This window comes from Mycobacterium numidiamassiliense, from assembly GCF_900157365.1.
Classification (GTDB): Bacteria; Actinomycetota; Actinomycetes; order Mycobacteriales; family Mycobacteriaceae; genus Mycobacterium; species Mycobacterium numidiamassiliense.
Genome location: NZ_FUEZ01000004.1, coordinates 2,522,040 through 2,539,777 on the forward strand (window position 1 = coordinate 2,522,040; position 17,738 = coordinate 2,539,777).

Annotated in this window: 16 protein-coding genes and 1 pseudogene; 12 read left to right on the forward strand and 5 right to left on the reverse strand. The window is 66.3% G+C overall.

Annotated features, from left to right (window positions below):
- Window positions 1-33: 33 nt before the first annotated feature.
- On the reverse strand, window positions 34-525 hold the full coding sequence (locus tag MNAB215_RS20410; protein WP_077080417.1) for a MarR family winged helix-turn-helix transcriptional regulator: 492 nt from the start codon (window positions 523-525) through the stop codon (window positions 34-36).
- Window positions 526-1,426: 901 nt separating this feature from the next.
- On the opposite strand from MNAB215_RS20410, the pseudogene MNAB215_RS30825 reads away from it, so the two are divergent.
- The 5 genes and pseudogenes from MNAB215_RS30825 to MNAB215_RS20430 all read left to right on the forward strand — a co-directional run.
- A pseudogene (locus MNAB215_RS30825) lies at window positions 1,427-1,741 on the forward strand (ATP-binding cassette domain-containing protein); the annotation flags it as partial.
- A gap of 39 nt (window positions 1,742-1,780) precedes the next feature.
- Window positions 1,781-2,689, forward strand: a complete 909-nt coding sequence (locus MNAB215_RS30830; protein WP_425436546.1) for an ABC transporter ATP-binding protein — start codon at window positions 1,781-1,783, stop codon at window positions 2,687-2,689.
- Window positions 2,686-3,537 (forward strand): CbiQ family ECF transporter T component, encoded by an 852-nt coding sequence (locus MNAB215_RS20420; RefSeq protein WP_077080419.1) that lies wholly within the window; start codon window positions 2,686-2,688, stop codon window positions 3,535-3,537. Before MNAB215_RS30830 ends, MNAB215_RS20420 begins: the two co-directional genes overlap by 4 nt.
- A 37-nt stretch (window positions 3,538-3,574) precedes the next feature.
- The gene (locus MNAB215_RS20425; protein WP_077080420.1) at window positions 3,575-4,027 is read left to right on the forward strand and encodes an SRPBCC family protein; all 453 of its coding nucleotides are present in this window, start codon (window positions 3,575-3,577) and stop codon (window positions 4,025-4,027) included.
- A complete protein-coding gene (locus MNAB215_RS20430) occupies window positions 4,020-5,822 on the forward strand; it encodes a sulfatase-like hydrolase/transferase (protein WP_077080421.1) in 1,803 nt (600 codons plus the stop codon). Before MNAB215_RS20425 ends, MNAB215_RS20430 begins: the two co-directional genes overlap by 8 nt.
- Here the strand turns inward: MNAB215_RS20430 and MNAB215_RS20435 are convergent.
- Window positions 5,819-6,265, reverse strand: a complete 447-nt coding sequence (locus tag MNAB215_RS20435; RefSeq protein ID WP_077080422.1) for an Rv2324 family transcriptional regulator — start codon at window positions 6,263-6,265, stop codon at window positions 5,819-5,821. The genes MNAB215_RS20430 and MNAB215_RS20435 overlap by 4 nt on opposite strands.
- 121 nt (window positions 6,266-6,386) lie before the next feature.
- Here MNAB215_RS20435 and ddaH point away from each other — a divergent pair, with 121 nt between their 5' ends.
- The 4 genes from ddaH to MNAB215_RS20455 are packed head-to-tail and all read left to right on the forward strand — an operon-like array spanning window position 6,387 to window position 10,862.
- Window positions 6,387-7,274: a dimethylargininase gene (gene ddaH / locus MNAB215_RS20440; protein ID WP_077080423.1), complete on the forward strand. Its 888-nt coding sequence runs from the start codon at window positions 6,387-6,389 to the stop codon at window positions 7,272-7,274.
- Window positions 7,271-8,512 carry an ornithine--oxo-acid transaminase gene (gene rocD / locus MNAB215_RS20445; protein WP_077080424.1) on the forward strand — a complete coding sequence of 414 codons (1,242 nt, stop codon included), beginning with the start codon at window positions 7,271-7,273 and terminating at the stop codon, window positions 8,510-8,512. The genes ddaH and rocD overlap by 4 nt, the downstream gene beginning before the upstream one ends.
- A gap of 26 nt (window positions 8,513-8,538) precedes the next feature.
- On the forward strand, window positions 8,539-9,987 hold the full coding sequence (locus tag MNAB215_RS20450) for an amino acid permease (RefSeq protein ID WP_077080425.1): 1,449 nt from the start codon (window positions 8,539-8,541) through the stop codon (window positions 9,985-9,987).
- Window positions 9,984-10,862, forward strand: a complete 879-nt coding sequence (locus tag MNAB215_RS20455) for a universal stress protein (RefSeq protein ID WP_077080426.1) — start codon at window positions 9,984-9,986, stop codon at window positions 10,860-10,862. Before MNAB215_RS20450 ends, MNAB215_RS20455 begins: the two co-directional genes overlap by 4 nt.
- Here the strand turns inward: MNAB215_RS20455 and MNAB215_RS20460 are convergent, their stop codons facing one another.
- From MNAB215_RS20460 to MNAB215_RS20470, 3 genes are read right to left on the reverse strand one after another with little or no spacing between them, the layout of a single operon-like run.
- Window positions 10,863-12,200: an ABC transporter substrate-binding protein gene (locus tag MNAB215_RS20460; protein WP_077080427.1), complete on the reverse strand. Its 1,338-nt coding sequence runs from the start codon at window positions 12,198-12,200 to the stop codon at window positions 10,863-10,865.
- A complete protein-coding gene (locus tag MNAB215_RS20465; protein ID WP_077080428.1) occupies window positions 12,197-13,021 on the reverse strand; it encodes a carbohydrate ABC transporter permease in 825 nt (274 codons plus the stop codon). The genes MNAB215_RS20460 and MNAB215_RS20465 overlap by 4 nt, the downstream gene beginning before the upstream one ends.
- Entirely contained in the window at window positions 13,008-13,889 is an 882-nt protein-coding gene (locus tag MNAB215_RS20470) for a carbohydrate ABC transporter permease (protein ID WP_077080429.1), read from the reverse strand. Before MNAB215_RS20470 ends, MNAB215_RS20465 begins: the two co-directional genes overlap by 14 nt.
- Before the next feature lie 59 nt (window positions 13,890-13,948).
- On the opposite strand from MNAB215_RS20470, the gene MNAB215_RS20475 reads away from it, so the two are divergent.
- From MNAB215_RS20475 to MNAB215_RS20485, 3 genes are read left to right on the forward strand one after another with little or no spacing between them, the layout of a single operon-like run.
- Complete coding sequence (locus MNAB215_RS20475; RefSeq protein WP_077082192.1) at window positions 13,949-15,466, forward strand: TldD/PmbA family protein; 1,518 nt, start codon at window positions 13,949-13,951, stop codon at window positions 15,464-15,466.
- Window positions 15,463-16,836 carry a TldD/PmbA family protein gene (locus tag MNAB215_RS20480; protein ID WP_077080430.1) on the forward strand — a complete coding sequence of 458 codons (1,374 nt, stop codon included), beginning with the start codon at window positions 15,463-15,465 and terminating at the stop codon, window positions 16,834-16,836. The genes MNAB215_RS20475 and MNAB215_RS20480 overlap by 4 nt, the downstream gene beginning before the upstream one ends.
- A 16-nt stretch (window positions 16,837-16,852) precedes the next feature.
- The gene (locus tag MNAB215_RS20485; RefSeq protein WP_077080431.1) at window positions 16,853-17,719 is read left to right on the forward strand and encodes a carboxymuconolactone decarboxylase family protein; all 867 of its coding nucleotides are present in this window, start codon (window positions 16,853-16,855) and stop codon (window positions 17,717-17,719) included.
- Window positions 17,720-17,738 lie beyond the last annotated feature (19 nt).

Below are 17,738 nucleotides of genomic sequence, written 5' to 3' on the forward strand. Positions count from 1 at the left end.
TTGAGTGTCTACCAGCCGGCGGCGGTCAATCCACTAGGAGTGGGCGCTGCTCACCGGGCTGCGGCGAGTCGGGGCGCCCGCATTGTCGACAAGCCGGCGTAACACGTCGACCGCCTCCGCAAGCACCTTGCGATCTTCCGCTTCGAGCTGGGCCAGCTGCGGTTCGATCGCCGCGGCGCGGTCGGACCGGACGGCGTTGAGCGTTCGCTTACCGTCGGGCGTGATGCGGATCCGGACGGCGCGGGCGTCTCCGGGGTCGACCGTCCGACTGACCAGGCCGGCGTCCTCGAGCCGTCGCACCTGCGTGGTCATCGTCGGCTGTGAGCAGTGATCGACCGCGGCGAGGTCACCGATTCGGGCTTCGCCGTGGACTTCGATGGTCGCCAGCAGCCTGGCTTGCGCCGCGGGCAACGGCATCTGGATGCGCTGCGTGGCGAGCCTGTTGAGTCGCGCCACCACGGCGAGCAGATCCGCTCCTAAGCCTTGGTGGTGTTCGATGTTCGCGCTGTCAGCAACCTTGCCCATGTGTTCATGGTTGCATAGCTTTGCTAAGCGAGACGAATCTCAAACACCCCGGACGCAAAACTTCCAGGGCGCGGTGCGCTGCGCTCGTCTGCGCTTCATGCCTGGCAGAATCGGTCAAGTGACCTCGTCCCGCCGTCCGCACCATCGGCGTGGATCCCTGCGACCGGGCGAGTTGGCACAGGCCGCGGTCATGGGGGCGCTGTGCGCGGTGATCGCGATCATCTCCGTCGTCGTCCCGTTTGCGGCGGGATTGGCCTTGCTGGGGACCGTGCCGACGGGATTGCTGGCTTACCGCTACCGGCTGCGCGTCCTGGTCGCGGCGACGGTTGCTGCCGGAATCATCGCGTTCCTGATCGCCGGCCTGGGCAGTTTTGTGACGGTTATCAACTCCGCTTACATCGGTGGGATGACTGGGGTCGTCAAGCGCAGAGGCGGCGGAGTGGCCACGGTGATCTCCTCGTCGTTCGTTGCCGGGCTCGTGTTCGGTGCCGCGGTGATAGGCGAGTTCACCGTGATGACTCGGTTGCGGCACTTGATCTTCCAGGCGGCGTCGGCAAACGTCAGCGGGGTCGCCGCGTTCATGAATCGCGTTCATCTGCAGACGGCCGCTGCCACGCTGACGCGGTATTTCGCCAAGGCGCTGCACTTCTGGCAATGGTTGGCGCTGGGCTACTGCGTTGTCGCCGTGATGATCGTGTCGCTGATCGGCTGGTGGGCGTTGTCCCGCCTGCTGGAGCGCATGTGCGGAATCCCCGATGTGCACAAGCTGGATGCCTGGGACGGCAGTGACGGCGAGCAGGCTCCGGTCGGGCCGGTTCCCGCGCGGTTGGACAAGGTGCGTTTCCGCTACCCCAACGCCAGTCAAGACGCGTTGCGCGAAGTGAGCATGGACCTTCGGGCCGGTGAACACGTGGCCGTCACCGGAGCCAACGGATCCGGGAAGACCACGCTAATGCTGATTCTGGCCGGCCGGGAGCCGACGTCGGGCACCGTGGAGCGCCCAGGAGCGGTGGGGTTGGGCAAGTTGGGCGGCACCGCCGTCGTCTTGCAGCACCCGGAAAGCCAGGTGTTGGGCACCCGGGTTGCCGACGATGTGGTGTGGGGCCTACCGCCGGGCACCGACATCGACGTGGATCGGTTGTTGAGCGAGGTCGGTCTGGACGCCTTCGCCGAACGCGACACCGGAAGCCTCTCCGGGGGAGAACTGCAGCGCCTGGCGCTGGCCGGGGCACTGGCCCGGGAGCCGGCACTGCTCATCGCCGACGAGGTCACCAGCATGGTCGATCAGCGAGGCCGAGACACCTTGCTGAGCGTGCTATCTCGTCTCCCCGAACGGCATCGGACCGCCCTGGTGCACATCACGCATTTCGACAACGAAGCGGCGTCCGCGGACCGCACCATCAACCTCAGCGAGTCATCCCCTAGCGCCGGCAGCATGGTCGAGACCGCCGCCGCGCCGGCATCGACCGCGGCCGTCGATCCCGGGGGCCGCGGCCGGATGATCGAACTCATCGACGTCGGGCATGAATACGGCAGCGGCACACCGTGGGCCAAGACCGCGCTGCGCAACATCAACTTCGTGGTGGAGCAGGGCGACGGGGTCTTGATCCACGGCGGCAACGGGTCGGGCAAGTCGACGCTGGCGTGGATCATGGCCGGCCTGACGATTCCCACCACCGGCGCCTGCCTGATCGGCGGCGAGCCCATCCACGAGCACGTCGGTGCGGTGGCATTGTCGTTCCAGGCGGCCCGGCTGCAGCTGATGCGCAGCAACGTCGGCCTGGAAGTCGCGTCGTCGGCTGGCTTTTCGGATCGCGACGAGCACCTGGTGGCCGAGGCACTGGGCGCGGTCGGGCTGGATCCCGCACTGGCCAGCCGGCGCATCGATCAACTCAGCGGTGGCCAGATGCGCCGCGTCGTGCTGGCCGGGCTGCTGGTGCGTAAGCCGCCAGTGTTGATCCTCGACGAACCGCTGGCCGGACTGGACGGCCCAAGCCAGCGCGGCCTGCTGCGCCTGCTGGCGGATTTACGCCACGAGCGGGGGCTGACGCTGGTGGTCATTTCGCACGACTTCGCCGGACTGGAGGACGTGTGCCCACGAACCCTGCACCTGCGCAAGGGTGTGCTGGAAACGGCGCCGGCGACGGCGGGGGGTATGCCGTGACCGCCTCGTCGACCGCCGGACCAGCGCCCCCGCGCCGCGCCGCCCGTCCGGTCGTGCTGCTGGTGCCCATACCCGGAACATCGCCGATTCACGAGCTTTGGGCCGGCACCAAGCTGCTTGTCGTGTTTGGTATTTCGGTGCTGCTGACGTTCTACCCAGGCTGGGTGTCGATTGGTTTGGTCGGGGTCGTCGTGGCCGCCGCGGCCCGGGCCGCGCACATTCCGCGCGGCGCGTTGCCCTCGATACCGCGCGTGCTGTGGTTGATTCTCGCGCTGGGCGGGGTGACCGCCGCGCTGGCCGGCGGCAGCCCGTCAATCTCGATCGCCGGGGCCCATATCGGATTCGGCGGGGCGTTGAACTTCCTGCGGGTTACCGCGCTGTCGATCGTCCTGCTCGGGCTGGGAGCGATGATCTCCTGGACTACCAATGTCGCCGAAATCGGGCCCGCCTTGGCGACTTTGGGCCGTCCTTTCAAGGTCCTTCGAATCCCGGTCGACGAATGGGCGGTGGCTTCGGCACTTGCCCTGCGCGCCTTTCCCATGTTGATCGACGAATTCCAGGTGCTCTACGCCGCCCGCCGGCTGCGTCCCAAACAGATACCGCGCAGCCGCAAGGCGCGGCGCCAGCAGCACACGCGGGAACTCATCGATCTGCTCGCGGCCGCCATCACCGTGACACTGCGACGGGCAGACGAGATGGGAGACGCCATCACCGCGCGCGGCGGCGCCGGTCAGCTCTCCGCGGTTCGGGCGAGACCGAAACTGGCGGACTGGGTTACGCTCGCCATCGTTTTGGCGGCCAGTGGCGCCGCGGTCGCGGTCGAGACGATTTTCCACCTTACGCAATAACCCGGGCGCGGCCGTTCGATTCGCGTAGCGTGAACGCGTGGCCGACACTCACCGCACCCGCACCATCGCGGCTCCCGCGGACGAAATCTGGGACATTCTCGCGGACTTCGGCTCGATCAGTGCGTGGGCGCCGAACGCCGATCACTCATGCATCTTGTTCTCCGGCCCCGATGGCGGCGCCGTCGGCACGACCCGTCGGGTCCAGGTCGGGCGCGACACGCTCGTCGAACGCATCACCGAATTCAGCCCGCCACGCACACTGGCCTACGACATCGAAGGCCTACCCAAGCGCCTGCGCAGGGTGAGCAATCGCTGGACGCTGTCGGCGGCCGGGGGCGGGTCCACCGTGGTCACCCTCACCAGCACCGTCGAAATCGGACCTCACCCACCCCACCGCCTCGCCGAACAGGTCCTGTGCCGCCTCGTGGCCCGACGATCCGACTCGATGCTCGCCGGCCTCGCGAACCTATTGGAGTGCGCCAGTGTCTGACCGTCCCGACGTCGTCATCGTGATGACCGACGAAGAGCGTGCGATACCGCCCTACGAGACGGACGAGGTGCTCGCCTGGCGCCATCGAACACTGTTGGGCCGCAAATGGTTCGACGAACACGGCGTCAGCTTCGCTCGCCACTACACCGGCTCGCTTGCGTGCGTGCCCAGCCGCCCGACAATCTTCACCGGGCAGTATCCCGACCTGCACGGCGTCACCCAAACCGACGGTATCGGTAAGACCGCCGAGGATTCCCGCATGCGCTGGCTGCGGCAGGGCGAGGTGCCGACCCTGGGCAACTGGTTCCGCGCCGCCGGCTATGACACCCACTACGACGGCAAGTGGCACATCTCGCATGCCGACCTCACCGACCCGGCAACCGGTGGGTCGTTGGCGACCAATGACGACAACGGGATCATCGATGCGGCTGCGGTAAAGCGCTATCTCGACGCGGATCCGCTTGGGCCGTACGGATTCTCCGGATGGGTCGGCCCGGAACCGCACGGCGCGCTGCTGGCCAACGCCGGAATTCGCCGCGATCCGCTGATCGCCGACCGGGTCGTCGCGTGGCTCACCGATCGCTATGAGCGTCGTCGCGCCGGCGATCCCGAAGCGTTGCGTCCCTTCCTCCTGGTCGCCAGCTTCGTCAACCCGCACGACATCGTGCTATTCCCGCTGTGGGCACGCCGAAGCCCGGTGAAGCCGTCACCGCTGGACCCACCGCCGGTGCCCGCGGCGCCGACCGCCGACGAAGATCTCTCGACTAAGCCGGCGGCGCAGATCGCGTTTCGCGAGGCCTACTACTCGGGCTACGGTCCGGCGCCGGCGATCAAATGGACCTATGACCGCAACGCACAGCGCTATCGCGACCTCTACTACCGCCTGCACGCCGAAGCGGACGCACCGATCGATCGGGTGCGACGGGCCGTCACCGAGGGCGGCTCGGACAATGCGGTACTGGTGCGCACGGCCGATCACGGCGATCTGCTTGGCGCGCACGGCGGCCTGCACCAGAAGTGGTTCAACCTTTACGACGAGGCCACCCGCGTTCCGTTCGTCATCGTCCGCATCGGCGAACACGCGACCCAGCACCGCGTTGTCAGCGCGCCGACATCACACGTCGACCTGGTCCCGACGCTGTTGTCCGCCGCAGGCATTGACGTCGCCGAGGTCGCCGGCACGCTGGCCGAGTCGTTCTCAGAAGTCCACGCGTTGCCGGGCCTCGACCTGATGCCGATCGTCGGTGGCGCGTCCGCCGACGACACGCGCGCCGTCTACCTGATGACGCGCGACAACATGCTGGAGGGGGACAGCGGCGCGTCGGGCCTGGCCCGTCGGCTGAAGCAGACAGTGGATCCGCCTGCGCCGCTGCGTATTCGGATCCCAGCGCATACCGCCTCCAATTTCGAGGGCCTGGTTGTGAAGGTCGACGATGCGACGGTGCCCGGCGGCGCCGGGCACCTGTGGAAGCTGGTCCGCACCTTCGACGATCCGGGCACCTGGACCGAACCCGGGGTGCGCCACTTGGCGGCCAACGGCCTTGGGGGAGAGGCGTATCGGACGGATCCGCTGGACGACCAATGGGAACTCTACGACCTGACCCACGACCCGATCGAAGCCGACAACCGGTGGACGGATCCGGATCTGCACGACCTGCACCAGCACCTTCGGATGCAGCTCAAGGTTGCCCGTGCGAATTCCATTCCGGAGCGAAACCGGCCGTGGCCCTACGTGTCTCGCCGGCCACCGAGCCCGTCACCGTCGCGGCTGGCACGCTGGTTCGGCGAAAGCTAGGTTCGCATCCGGTCGATGAGGTTGGACAGCACGACAATGCTTTCGCTGCGTTCGATGTCGGCGCTGGAGCGAATGCGTTCCAGCGCCGACTCCAGGTGGCGCATGTCACGGGCGAGCACATGCAGGATTGCGTCCGACGTCCCGGTGACCGTCGCCGCGCTGACCACCTCGGGCATGTCCACCCACGCCGCCCGTAGCCGATCGGGCGCAATTGTGCCGTGGCAGAACACCTGTACATAGGCTTCGGTGTTCCAGCCGAGCGCATTGCGATCGACAACGGTGGTGAACCCCTTGATCACGCCGTTGTCGAGCATCCGGTCGACGCGGCGCTTGACCGCCGGCGCCGACAAGTTCACCTTTTCGCCGATCTCGGCGAACGTGGCCCGCGCATGCTCGGTCAGCTCGGTGAGGATGCGCTCGTCGGTGTCGTCCAGGCGGTCCATCACCCTCCGCTCGCCGCAACACAATAAATCGTTGTAATCGCCATCTTAGCGCAATAAATCGTTCATAGACACGCAAGAATCGTCGTTTGATTGTGTTAAGGGCGGCAAATATCGTTGAAGCATGACGGATTACTGTGTTGACGAGCCGGTGCCGGTTGCAGCGCCTGCGCCCGCTGCATGGCAAAACGCCGCGGCCGCCAAGCGGCCCAGGACACCCCGGCCGTGTCGATATGCGATGACGCCGCCGACCCATTACGCGGTCGAGTATGCGATCAATCCGTGGATGGACACCAGCACACCGGTGGATGTGCGCGTGGCGCACGCGCAGTGGGAAAACCTGCGCCAGACCTATCTGGCGTTGGGCCATCGCGTCGACCTGGTCGAGCCCGTGCCCGGGCTGCCGGACATGGTCTACGCCGCCAACGGCGGCTTCGTCGCGCACGACATCGCCCTCGTGGCACGGTTCCGGTTCCCTGAACGGGCCGGCGAGTCGCGGGCCTATGCGGACTGGATGTCGTCGATGGGCTATCAGCCGATATCCACCCGGCACATCAACGAAGGGCAGGGCGACCTGCTGATGGTCGGCGAAATGGTGTTGGCGGGCTACGGGTTTCGCACCGACGTGCGCGCCCACCCCGAAATTTCCGCGGCCCTGCGCATGCCGGTGGTCTCCCTCGAGCTGATCGACCCACGCTTTTATCACCTGGACACCGCGGTGGCGGTTCTCGACGACCGCACGATCGCCTACTATCCGCCGGCGTTCACCGAGGCGGCGCAGCAGCAGCTGCACGCGTTGTTCCCCGACGCCATCGTGGTGGGCAGCGCCGACGCCTACGTGCTGGGTCTCAACGTGGTATCCGACGGCCTGCATGTCGTGCTGCCTTCTGCGGCAACGGGGTTCGCGGCCCAGCTGCGGGAGCTCGGCTTCGAGCCGGTCGGCGTCGATCTGTCCGAGCTGCTCAAGGGCGGCGGTTCGGTGAAGTGCTGCACGTTGGAGGTGTTTACGTGACGATTCTCGATGCCCGGACCTCAGCCGCGGCCGACGATACCGACGCCGCTATCGCGTTGGTGGAACAATATGCGGCACATAACTATTCGCCGCTGCCCGTGGTGGCCGCCAGCGCCGAAGGTGCGTGGATCACCGATGCCGACGGCCGGCGCTACCTGGACTGTCTGGCCGCATACTCGGCCGTCAACTTCGGACATCGCAACCCCGAGATCACCGCGACGGCCCACGCCCAGCTCGACACCGTCACGCTGGTCAGTCGCGCCTTCCACTCCGACAACCTCGGCCCGTTCTGCGCGGCGCTGGCCCGGTTGTGCGACAAAGACATGGTGCTGCCGATGAATTCGGGCGCCGAGGCCGTGGAGAGTGGTCTGAAAGTCGCGCGCAAGTGGGGTGCCGACGTCAAGGGTGTGCCCGAGGGCCGCGCCAACATCATCGTGGCCGACAACAACTTCCACGGCCGCACGATCAGCATCGTCAGCTTCTCGTCGGACCCGACGGCGCGGGACGGCTTCGGGCCCTTCACACCGGGATTCCGCTCGGTGCCCTTCGGCGACGCCGTGGCGCTGGCGCACGCGATCGACGACAACACCGTCGCGGTGCTGCTGGAGCCCATCCAGGGGGAGGCCGGCATCGTCGTCCCGCCCGACGACTACCTGCCGGCCGTCCGCGCGTTGTGCAGCGAGCACAACGTGTTGCTGATCGCCGACGAGATCCAGTCGGGGCTGGCCCGGACCGGCCACACTTTCGCTTGCGACCGTTGGGGTGTCGTCCCGGATGTGTACCTGCTGGGCAAGGCGCTGGGCGGTGGTGTGGTTCCGTTGTCGGCCGTGGTCGCGGACCGTCACGTGCTCGGCGTGCTGCATCCAGGCGAACACGGATCGACCTTCGGCGGCAACCCGTTTGCCGCGGCGATCGGAACCACGGTCATTTCGATGCTCGAGCGGGGCGAATTCCAGGCCCGTTCAGCCGAATTGGGTGCTCACCTGCATCGGCGGCTGCGCGAGCTGATCGGCGACGGCGTCGTGGCGGTGCGCGGCTTTGGGCTGTGGGCCGGTGTGGATATCGAGCCGGCCCTGGGCACTGGCAAGGAAATAAGTCTGCGTTTGGCCGACCGTGGCGTGCTGGTCAAAGACACCCACGGATCGACCCTGCGCTTCGCGCCGCCACTGGTGATCAGCCGGCAGGAAATTGACTGGGCCATGGGCCAGTTCGCCACCGCGCTGCGGGAGGCCGCATAATCAGCTGATCCAGATAGGGGGCGCCGTTGCCATCCAGTTCGATCAGCCTGATAGAGCAGATGCTGCGCCGCCGCCCGGTGGCCGGTGCCCCCAGCGCCTATGGGGCCGAAGACCAGCTCGTGCGGAGCATCGGCACGTTCCAGCTGACCATGTTCGGGGTCGGCTCGACCGTCGGTACCGGCATCTTCTTTGTGTTATCCCAGGCCGTGCCGGAAGCCGGCCCCAGCGTGATCGTCTCCTTCGTCATCGCAGGTATCGCAGCCGGGCTAGCGGCCATCTGCTATGCCGAATTAGCTTCTGCCGTACCGGTTTCAGGCTCGTCCTATTCGTATGCCTACGCCACGTTGGGTGAGGCCGTCGCGATGGGCGTGGCAGCCTGCCTGCTGCTGGAATATGGGGTGTCCACAGCCGCGGTCGCGGTCGGCTGGAGCGGCTACGTCAACAAACTGCTGCACAACCTGTTTGGATTCCAAATGCCCCAGGCGCTGTCAGCGGCGCCGTGGGATGCAGAACCGGGTTACGCGAACCTGCCGGCGGTCATCTTGATCGCGCTGTGCGGGCTGTTGCTGATCCGGGGGACCAGTGAGTCGGCGAAGGTCAACGCGATCATGGTGATGATCAAGCTCGGTGTGCTGGGCATGTTCGTGGTCATCGCGTTCACCGCTTACGATGCCAACCACCTCAAGGACTTCGCCCCATTCGGCGTCGCCGGAGTCGGTTCGGCGGCGGGCACCATTTTCTTTTCGTTCGTCGGCCTTGACGCGGTGTCGACTGCGGGCGAGGAGGTGACGGACCCGCAAAGGACCATGCCGCGCGCGCTGATCGCGGCGCTGGTGATCGTCACCGGTGTCTACGTGTTCGTCGCGCTGGCCGCGCTGGGCACCCAGCCGTGGCAGAAGTTCGGTGAGCAACAAGAGGCCGGGCTGGCCACCATCCTCGACAACGTCACCCACGGCATGTGGGCCAGCACGATTCTCTCCGCGGGCGCGGTGATCTCGATCTTCACGGTCACGCTGGTCACGCTGTATGGCCAGACCCGGATTCTGTTCGCCATGGGGCGTGACGGGCTGGTGCCATCACGAATGGCGCAGGTGAATCAGCGCACGATGACCCCGGTGACCAACACGGTGATCGTCGCGGTTGCCGCGTCGGTGTTGGCCGCCGTCATACCCCTGCAGAAGCTCGCGGACATGGTGTCCATCGGCACGCTGACCGCGTTCATCGTTGTGTCCGTCGGGGTGATCATACTGCGGGTGCGCGAGCCCGACCTGCCGCGGGCGTTCAAGGTTCCCGGTTATCCCGTCACTCCTGTTCTTTCGGTGCTCGCGTGTGGGTACATTTTGGCGAGCTTGCACTGGTACACCTGGATCGCCTTCAGCGGCTGGACCTCGCTAGCGTTGATCTTCTATTTTGTCTGGGGCCGTCACCACAGTGCGCTCAATGGCGAGAACCTCACCCGGGAGGAGAGTTCGTGACCGTCGTCGTCGGCTACCGGGCCGGCAACGTCGGCCCGTCGGGACTGCACCTGGCTCTGTGCATCGCGCGAACGCTCACGACCTCGCTGACCGTGGCGACCATCGTCCCCAAGCCGTGGCTGACGCCGCCGATCGCTCGCTTCGGCGCCGAATACCAGCACTGGGCCGAACATTTGGCTGCGGATTCGGCCAAGGAGGCCGCGCGTTACGTGCATGGCTTGGCCCAGGGTATCGACGTCAGCTACCTGCACCGCTCGCACCGATCGGTGTCCGGCGGATTGCTGGACGTCATCGAAGAACTCGACGTCGAGATGCTGGTGCTGGGTTCGTTGCCCAGCGCTGGGCGTGGACAAATGGTGATCGGGTCCACCGCCGACTGGCTGTTGCATGCGTCGCCGGTGCCGGTAGCGATCAGTCCGCCCGGATATCGTTCCCACGCAGGCAGATTGACGCGCCTCACCTGCGCCTACTCCGCCACCCCGGATTCGATTGACGTGGTGCGGCGCTGCTTCGAGGCTGCCGAGCAATTCGGCGTGCCCGCCCGAGTGCTGACCTTGGCGGTGCGCGGTAAGACCATGTACCCACCGGAGGTGGGCATCGATGTCGAGAACGCGATCCTGGAAGAGTGGGCTTCACAAGCGCGAGACATCCTGGAAAGCTTGAAGACTGAGGGTGTGGTCGGTGACGACGCGGTGCTGGAAGTGTCGACGGGGCACAGCTGGAAAGAGGCGCTCGATAAGGCTGGCTGGCAGGATGACGAGATCCTGGCCTTGGGCACCTCGCCGCGCGGCGACATTCGCAAGGTTTTTCTGGGGTCCCGTAGCGGCAAGATCATCCGCGACAGCCCGGTGCCGGTGCTGATGTTGCCGGGGTAGCTACTGGTGCGCCGCGGCGTTGGCGGCGGCCTGAGCCCGGCTCAGCGTGGTCGCGACGTCGCCGCGGCCGAGGAACATGTCGTCGAAATAGCTTTGCATCGCGGTCTCTCCGGCCCCGAACCCGGCGCCGCCGGGGGCCGGGATGCGGGGGCCCTCCAGCACTGTGAAGAACGGTCCGACGTCGACGCCCTTGCCGGCCCAGTAGTTGAAGTAGACCGGCTGGGCCGACAGCACCGCCGGGATGGCGGCGCCATCGCGGCCAACGTATTCGTTGCCTTCCCGGCTGCCCATCCACGCCAACACCTCACGCACCGCATCCGGATGTGCGGTGGCCGAATTACCCACTACCGCAATACCACTGGTGACACTGACCCGGCCCACCGGACCGGCGGGCAGCATCGCGATGCCCCAGTGGAAGCCGGCGTTGCGCGCGATCTGAGACAGGGTGTAGGTGCCGGACTGAAAAAGCGCCATCCTGCCTGCCATGAATTGGTTGAGCGAGAAGTCGCCGTTGTCGTTGGTGTCCGACGCCGGGGGCGCGACGTGGTCGCTGTTGATCAGGGCGACCAGGTAGCGAAAAGCCGTGATGGCCCCTGGATTGTCGAAGGCGAAGCTGTCGCCGCGCTGGAATACCCCGCCGGCCGAGCCGATGTAGTTGAGGTAGATGCCCTGCGGGTCGTTGGCCGCGTTGTACGCATATTGTCGGACCCGCAGTGGGTCGAAACCCGGTGTGCCCGCTTTGTTTCCGTTCGCGTCGAGGGTGAGCTGGGCCAGCAGCGGGCGCAGGGTGTCGTCGTCGCCGGGGCTCCACCGAAGGCTGTTCAGCTGGCCGGGGTCGATGCCCGCTGCGGCGAGCAGGTCCGCGTTGTAGTACACGGCGATGCCGCCGTCGGTCAGCTGCGGGACACCCCACAGCACGCCGCCGCGGGTGAACTGGTCCACCACCGCCGGTTCCCAGTCCGCGATGGTGTGTGGGTCGAAGGCCTTGCTGATATTGAGCAGCCTGTCGTTATCGGCGTATGCGGCCAGGTAGGCGTTGGACAGCCAGAAGATGTCGTCGGCGCTGCCGCCTGCGACATCGGTGCGCAAGGTCTGGAAGTAATTCGAATAGGCGACCATGTTGGTGTGCACCTCGATGCCGGGGTGCGTGCGGTTGAACGCCTTGAACGACTCCTCGTAGGCCGCGGCGATCGGAGCGGCCCACAACCGCACCTTCACCACGATCTTGGTACCGTGCGGTTCGCCGGAGTAGCTCAACAGCACTGCCGCCGCGGCCAGCACCACCGCGACCATCGCCAGCGCAGTGGCTGCCAGCGTCGAAAACCGGGGCCGCGTCACTTGATTCCCGTTAAGACGATCGAGGCGACGATGTGCCGCTGGAACGCAATGAAGAGTGCGATCAGCGGCACGATCGCTAGCGTGGTCGCCGCCATCACCAGCGGCCACTGCGAATTGAACCGGGTCTGCAGGTCGGCGGTCGCCACCGTCAGCACCCGCCATTTGTGGCCACTGGTGATCACCAGCGGCCACATGAAGTTGTTCCATTGCGAGACCACGGTGATCAGAGTCAAGGCGGCCAGCACCGGCCGGCTCGACGGAATGACCACATGCGCGAGCACGTCCATCGTGTTGGCGCCGTCGAGGTGTGCGGCATTGATCAAATCGTTGGGGATGATGCGAAAGTGCTCGCGCAACAAGAAGATCGCATAGGGGGAGCCGAACATGAACGGCAGCACCAGGGCCCAGAACGTGTTGCGCAGACCCATCTGGGCCATCATCAGATATAGCGGCACCACGGTGACGGTCCCCGGCACCATCAGCGTCGCGATGTAGACCCAGAACAGCGCGTTACGGCCGGGAAACTCCAGGCGCGCGAACGCGTACGCGGCCAGCACCGAAAACGTCAGCTGGCCCAGCAGGATCACCGCCGTCATCAGCGCGGTCACCATCGCCGCCCGGCCGAACCCGGCGCCCCCCAGGTCCATGTAATTGGACAGTGTGGGCGGCCGTGGCACCTGCAGCGGCGAACCCGTGGCGAACTGGCGCGCCGAGGTGAACGAGGTCAGCAAGCTAAGTGCGAACGGCGCCAACGTAATCAGCGCACCGATGATCAGCCCGGTATAGATCACCGCATTCGAGAGTCTGCTAGGCGAGGTCATAGGTGATCCGCCGCCGGAAGTAGAGATGCTGAACGATGGTGACGCCGACCAGAATAACGAACAGCACGATCGCCATCACCGATGCCCGGCCGATGGCCGCTGAGCCGAACGCCTCGGCGTAGATGCGGTGCGCGACCAGATCGGTGCTGTGGTCCGGCCCGCCACCGGTCAGGGCGTACACGGTGTCGAAAACCTGTGCGGCGCCGACTATTCCGGTCACCAAGACAAAGAACATGGTCGGGCGCAGCATCGGCAGGGTGATCCGCCAAAACCGCTGCCAGCCGTTGGCGCCGTCGGTGCGCGCGGCGTTGTAGATGTCGTTGGGAATCGCCAGCAGGCCCGCCAGGAACGACAGCGACACATAGCCGACGTTGGTCCACACGACGACGGCCGACACCAGTGGCAGCGCAAAAGTGGGATCCGAGAGCCATTCGATGTTGTGCCCGAGCAGAGTGCTCACGGCGCCGTCGGTGGGAGCCAGGATCCAGCGCCACAGCACCGCGATCGCCAGCGGCGCACAAATCCAGGGCAGCACGTATACGGTGCGAAAGAAGCCGGTGCCCGGTAGGACGCGGGCCAGCATCGTCGCAGCCAGCAGCCCCAGCACCGTCTGCGTCGGGACCACGATCACCACGAAAAGGGCCGTGACGATCAACGACTTGCCGAAGCCGGCGTCTGCAAGCACCGAGCGCCAGTTGCCCAGGCCGACATACTGCAGCGGACCCAGCAAATCCCAGCGATACAGGCTGAGCCAGAGCACGACCAGAATGGGCAGCAGCAGAAACGCGACGACACCGAACAGGCTCGGCGCGAGCAAGGCGTAGCCCACTGCAGCGGATCGACGCTTGTTTGGTGCCGCGCTGGCCATGGAGGTAATTAAAGCGGGCTATGCGGCGGTTTGGGGTGCACGGTCGTTACGGTGGAGCCGTGACACCGAATCGGGGGATCGATGCCGACTTCCTGGCCCTGCCCCGCCACGAACTGGCCGACGCCGCACTGTCAGCGGCGACCGCGGCCGGAGCCAGCTACGCCGACCTGCGCATTCATCGCCTCAACACCGAGGTCGTGCAGTTACGCGACGGCGAGCTAGAGACTTCGGTCGTCAGCCGCGAGGTCGGCCTGGCGGTGCGGGTGATCGTCAACGGCACCTGGGGCTTTGCCTCGCACGCCGAGCTGGCGCCCGCAGTGGCCGCCGAAACGGCGCGCCGCGCGGTGCACGTGGCGACCACGCTGGCGGCCCTGAACTCCGATCCCGTCGTGCTCGCGCCCGAACCGGTCTACCCCGACGCAACCTGGGTGTCGAGCTACCTGATCGACCCGTTCGACATCCCGGGCACCGACAAGATCGCCGTGCTCGAGGAGTACTCCGGGCGGCTGCTGAGCTCCGACGGCGTTGACCATGTCTCGGCCGGTCTGACCGCCGTCAAGGAGCAGACGTTCTACGCCGACACCTTCGGATCCTCGACCACCCAGCAGCGGGTACGGGTGATGCCGTCGCTCGAAGCGGTGGCCGTCGACGCCGCCGCCGGCAGCTTCGATTCGATGCGCACCCTGGCGCCACCGATGGGGCGCGGCTGGGAAGCGCTCGCCGGCGACGAGGTGTGGAACTGGACCGACGAGCTTGCGCAGTTGCCAACGCTGCTCGCCGAGAAGGTCAAGGCACCCAGCGTGACCGCCGGGCCGACGGATCTGGTGATCGATCCGACGAACCTGTGGCTCACCATTCACGAATCCATCGGCCACGCAACCGAATACGACCGCGCGATCGGCTACGAGGCCGCCTATGCCGGAACGTCTTTCGTGACGCCGGACAAGCTCGGCAGCATGCGCTACGGCTCACCGGTGATGAACGTGACCGCTGACCGTACCGTCGAATTCGGTTTGGCCACTATCGGTTACGACGACGAAGGAGTGGCGTCCCAAAGCTGGGATCTGGTGCGCGACGGGATCTTTGTCGGCTATCAGCTCGACCGGGTGTTCGCGCCGCGACTCGGCCAGTCGCGCTCCAACGGATGCTCGTATGCCGACTCGCCGCATCACGTGCCGATCCAGCGGATGGCCAACGTGTCTTTGCAGCCCAGCCACGACGACATCAGCACCGCCGACCTGATCAGCCATGTCGAGAACGGCATCTACGTCGTCGGCGACAAATCCTGGTCAATTGACATGCAGCGGTATAACTTTCAGTTCACCGGCCAGCGATTCTTCCGCATCCGCGACGGCCGCCTCGACGGCCAGCTGCGTGACGTCGCGTATCAGGCCACCACCACCGACTTCTGGAATTCCATGGAAGCCGTGGGCGGACTGTCGACCTGGCGGCTGGGCGGCGCGTTCAACTGCGGCAAGGCCCAGCCCGGTCAGGTCGCCGCGGTCAGCCACGGTTGTCCGTCGGCCTTGTTCCGGGGGGTCAACGTGCTCAACACCCGCGCCGAGGGCGGCCGATGATCACTGCGCAGCACGTCGTCAACATCGTCTTGCAGGAGGCGGCCAAACTCGGCCGCGCCGACGAGACCATGGTGCTGGTCACCGACAAGGTCGAGGCCACCTTGCGGTGGGCCGGCAATTCAATGACCACCAATGGGGTTTCGGTCAGCCGCAGCACGACCGTGATTTCGGTTGTGCGCAAGGGTGATAGGGCCTCCATCGGCACGGTGGTCTCGGCCGAAGTCGATCCGCGGGTGCTGCCCGGCCTGGTGGCAGCCTCCCAGGAGGCGGCCCGCACCGCCCCGGAGGCCGGTGATGCGGCACCGCTGCTCGCGGGTAGCGGAGTGCCCGCGGACTGGGAAGCCCCGGTCCCCGGCACCGGGCCCGAGGTGTTCGCCGACGTCGCCGCGTCGCTGAGCCGTGGATTTGGCGGCACCGATCGGCTGTATGGCTTTGCGCACCATAGCCTTTCGACGACATTCCTGGCTTCGTCGACGGGGTTGCGCCGCCGCTACACCCAGCCCACCGGGGCGGTGGAGATCAACGGCAAGCGGGGGGACGCGAGTGCCTGGGCGGGTATCGGCACGCCCAATTTCGTCGATGTGCCAACCGATTTGATGCTTGAGGATCTCTCGATGCGATTGGATTGGGCCAAGCGCAAAGTGGAGCTACCCGCAGGGCGTTACGAGACCATCATGCCCCCGTCGACGGTGTCGGACATGATGATTTATCTGGGCTGGTCGATGGCCGGCCGCGGCGCGCAGGAGGGCCGCACCGCGTTCTCTGCGCCCGGTGGTGGGACCCGGGTGGGGGAGCGGCTCACCGACCTGCCGTTGACGCTGTATTCCGATCCGATGGCGCCGGGCCTGGCGTGCATGCCGTTCGTCGCGGTGAGCAGTTCCTCGGAGACCGCGTCGGTGTTCGACAACGGGATGGAGATCGGCCAGATCGACTGGATCCGCGACGGCGTCGTCAACGCGCTGGCCTACCCGCGGGCCACCGCCGCGAAGTTCGACGCGAACGTCGCCGTCGCCGCCGACAACCTGGCCATGACCGGCGGGACGGCCGAGCTCGCCGACATGATCGCGGGCACCGAGCGGGGTCTGCTGCTGACCACGTTGTGGTACATCCGCGAGGTCGACCCCACCACGCTGCTGCTCACCGGGCTGACCCGGGACGGCGTCTACCTCATCGAAGACGGTGAGGTCACCGCGGCGGTCAACAACTTCCGCTTCAACGAAAGCCCGCTGGACCTGCTGAGGCGCGCCACCGAGGCCGGCGTCAGCGAGAAGACCCTGCCGCGGGAATGGGGAGACTGGGCCACCCGCGCGGCGATGCCGTCGCTGCGGATACCGGATTTCCATATGTCCTCGGTGAGCCAGGCGCAATAGTCGTAACGTGTCAGGAATGGCGGCTCCTGTTTCGGTCAAAGATGATCAGCTGACCCGGTTGGTGGCGCTTTCTCCCGGGTCGCCCGGCTCAGGCCGGGTCGCCGGGCTGGTCCGGCGGGTGTGTGCGCAGACATTGTCGCTGCCGCCGCTACCCGCCGAGGTGGCCGTGGACGAACCCCAGTCCGAGGCCGAGTCCGTCATCGCCGAGTTCGCCGAGCAGTTCAGCGCCGACGTCTCGACCATCACTGCCGAGCAGCGGTCCCGGTTGTTTAAAGTTTTGGGAGACGGCATCTTTGGTGTGGTCGTGCAGATGTACATCGCCGACTTCATCCCGCGGGTGCGCGCCGGCCTCGAAGCGCTCGATGTCGGTGCGCAATACCTGTCGTGGACACACGCGCCGGTCGAGTGGGATCACACTACCGACCCGTCCGATGTGGTGTTCAACGAGTTTCTGCCCGCCGTCGGCTCGATGCGCGCCCTCGACCCGGTGACGTCGGAGTTGGTGCGGCTGCGCGGCGCCGCTCAGCACAACTGCCGGCTGTGCAAATCGGTGCGCGAGAGCAGGGCGTTGGATGCCGGCGGGTCGGAGACGCTGTACGCGGACATCGAGGATTTCGAGCAATCTAAGCTGCTCGACGAGCGCGCAAAAGCAGCGCTCCGCTACGCCGATGCGTTAATTTGGACACCGTCGCACCTCGTCGCCGATGAAGTCGTCGAGGTGCGCGCCCGGTTTTCCGAGGTAGAAGCCGTCGAGCTCACCTTCGACATCATGCGCAATGCCAGCAATAAGGTCGCGGTATCCCTGGGTGGCGACGCCCCGCGGGTTTCAGAAGGGACCGAGACTTATCTGCTCGACTCCGACGGTCAGACCGTCTTCAGCTGAAAACATCGGCGTCGCGGAC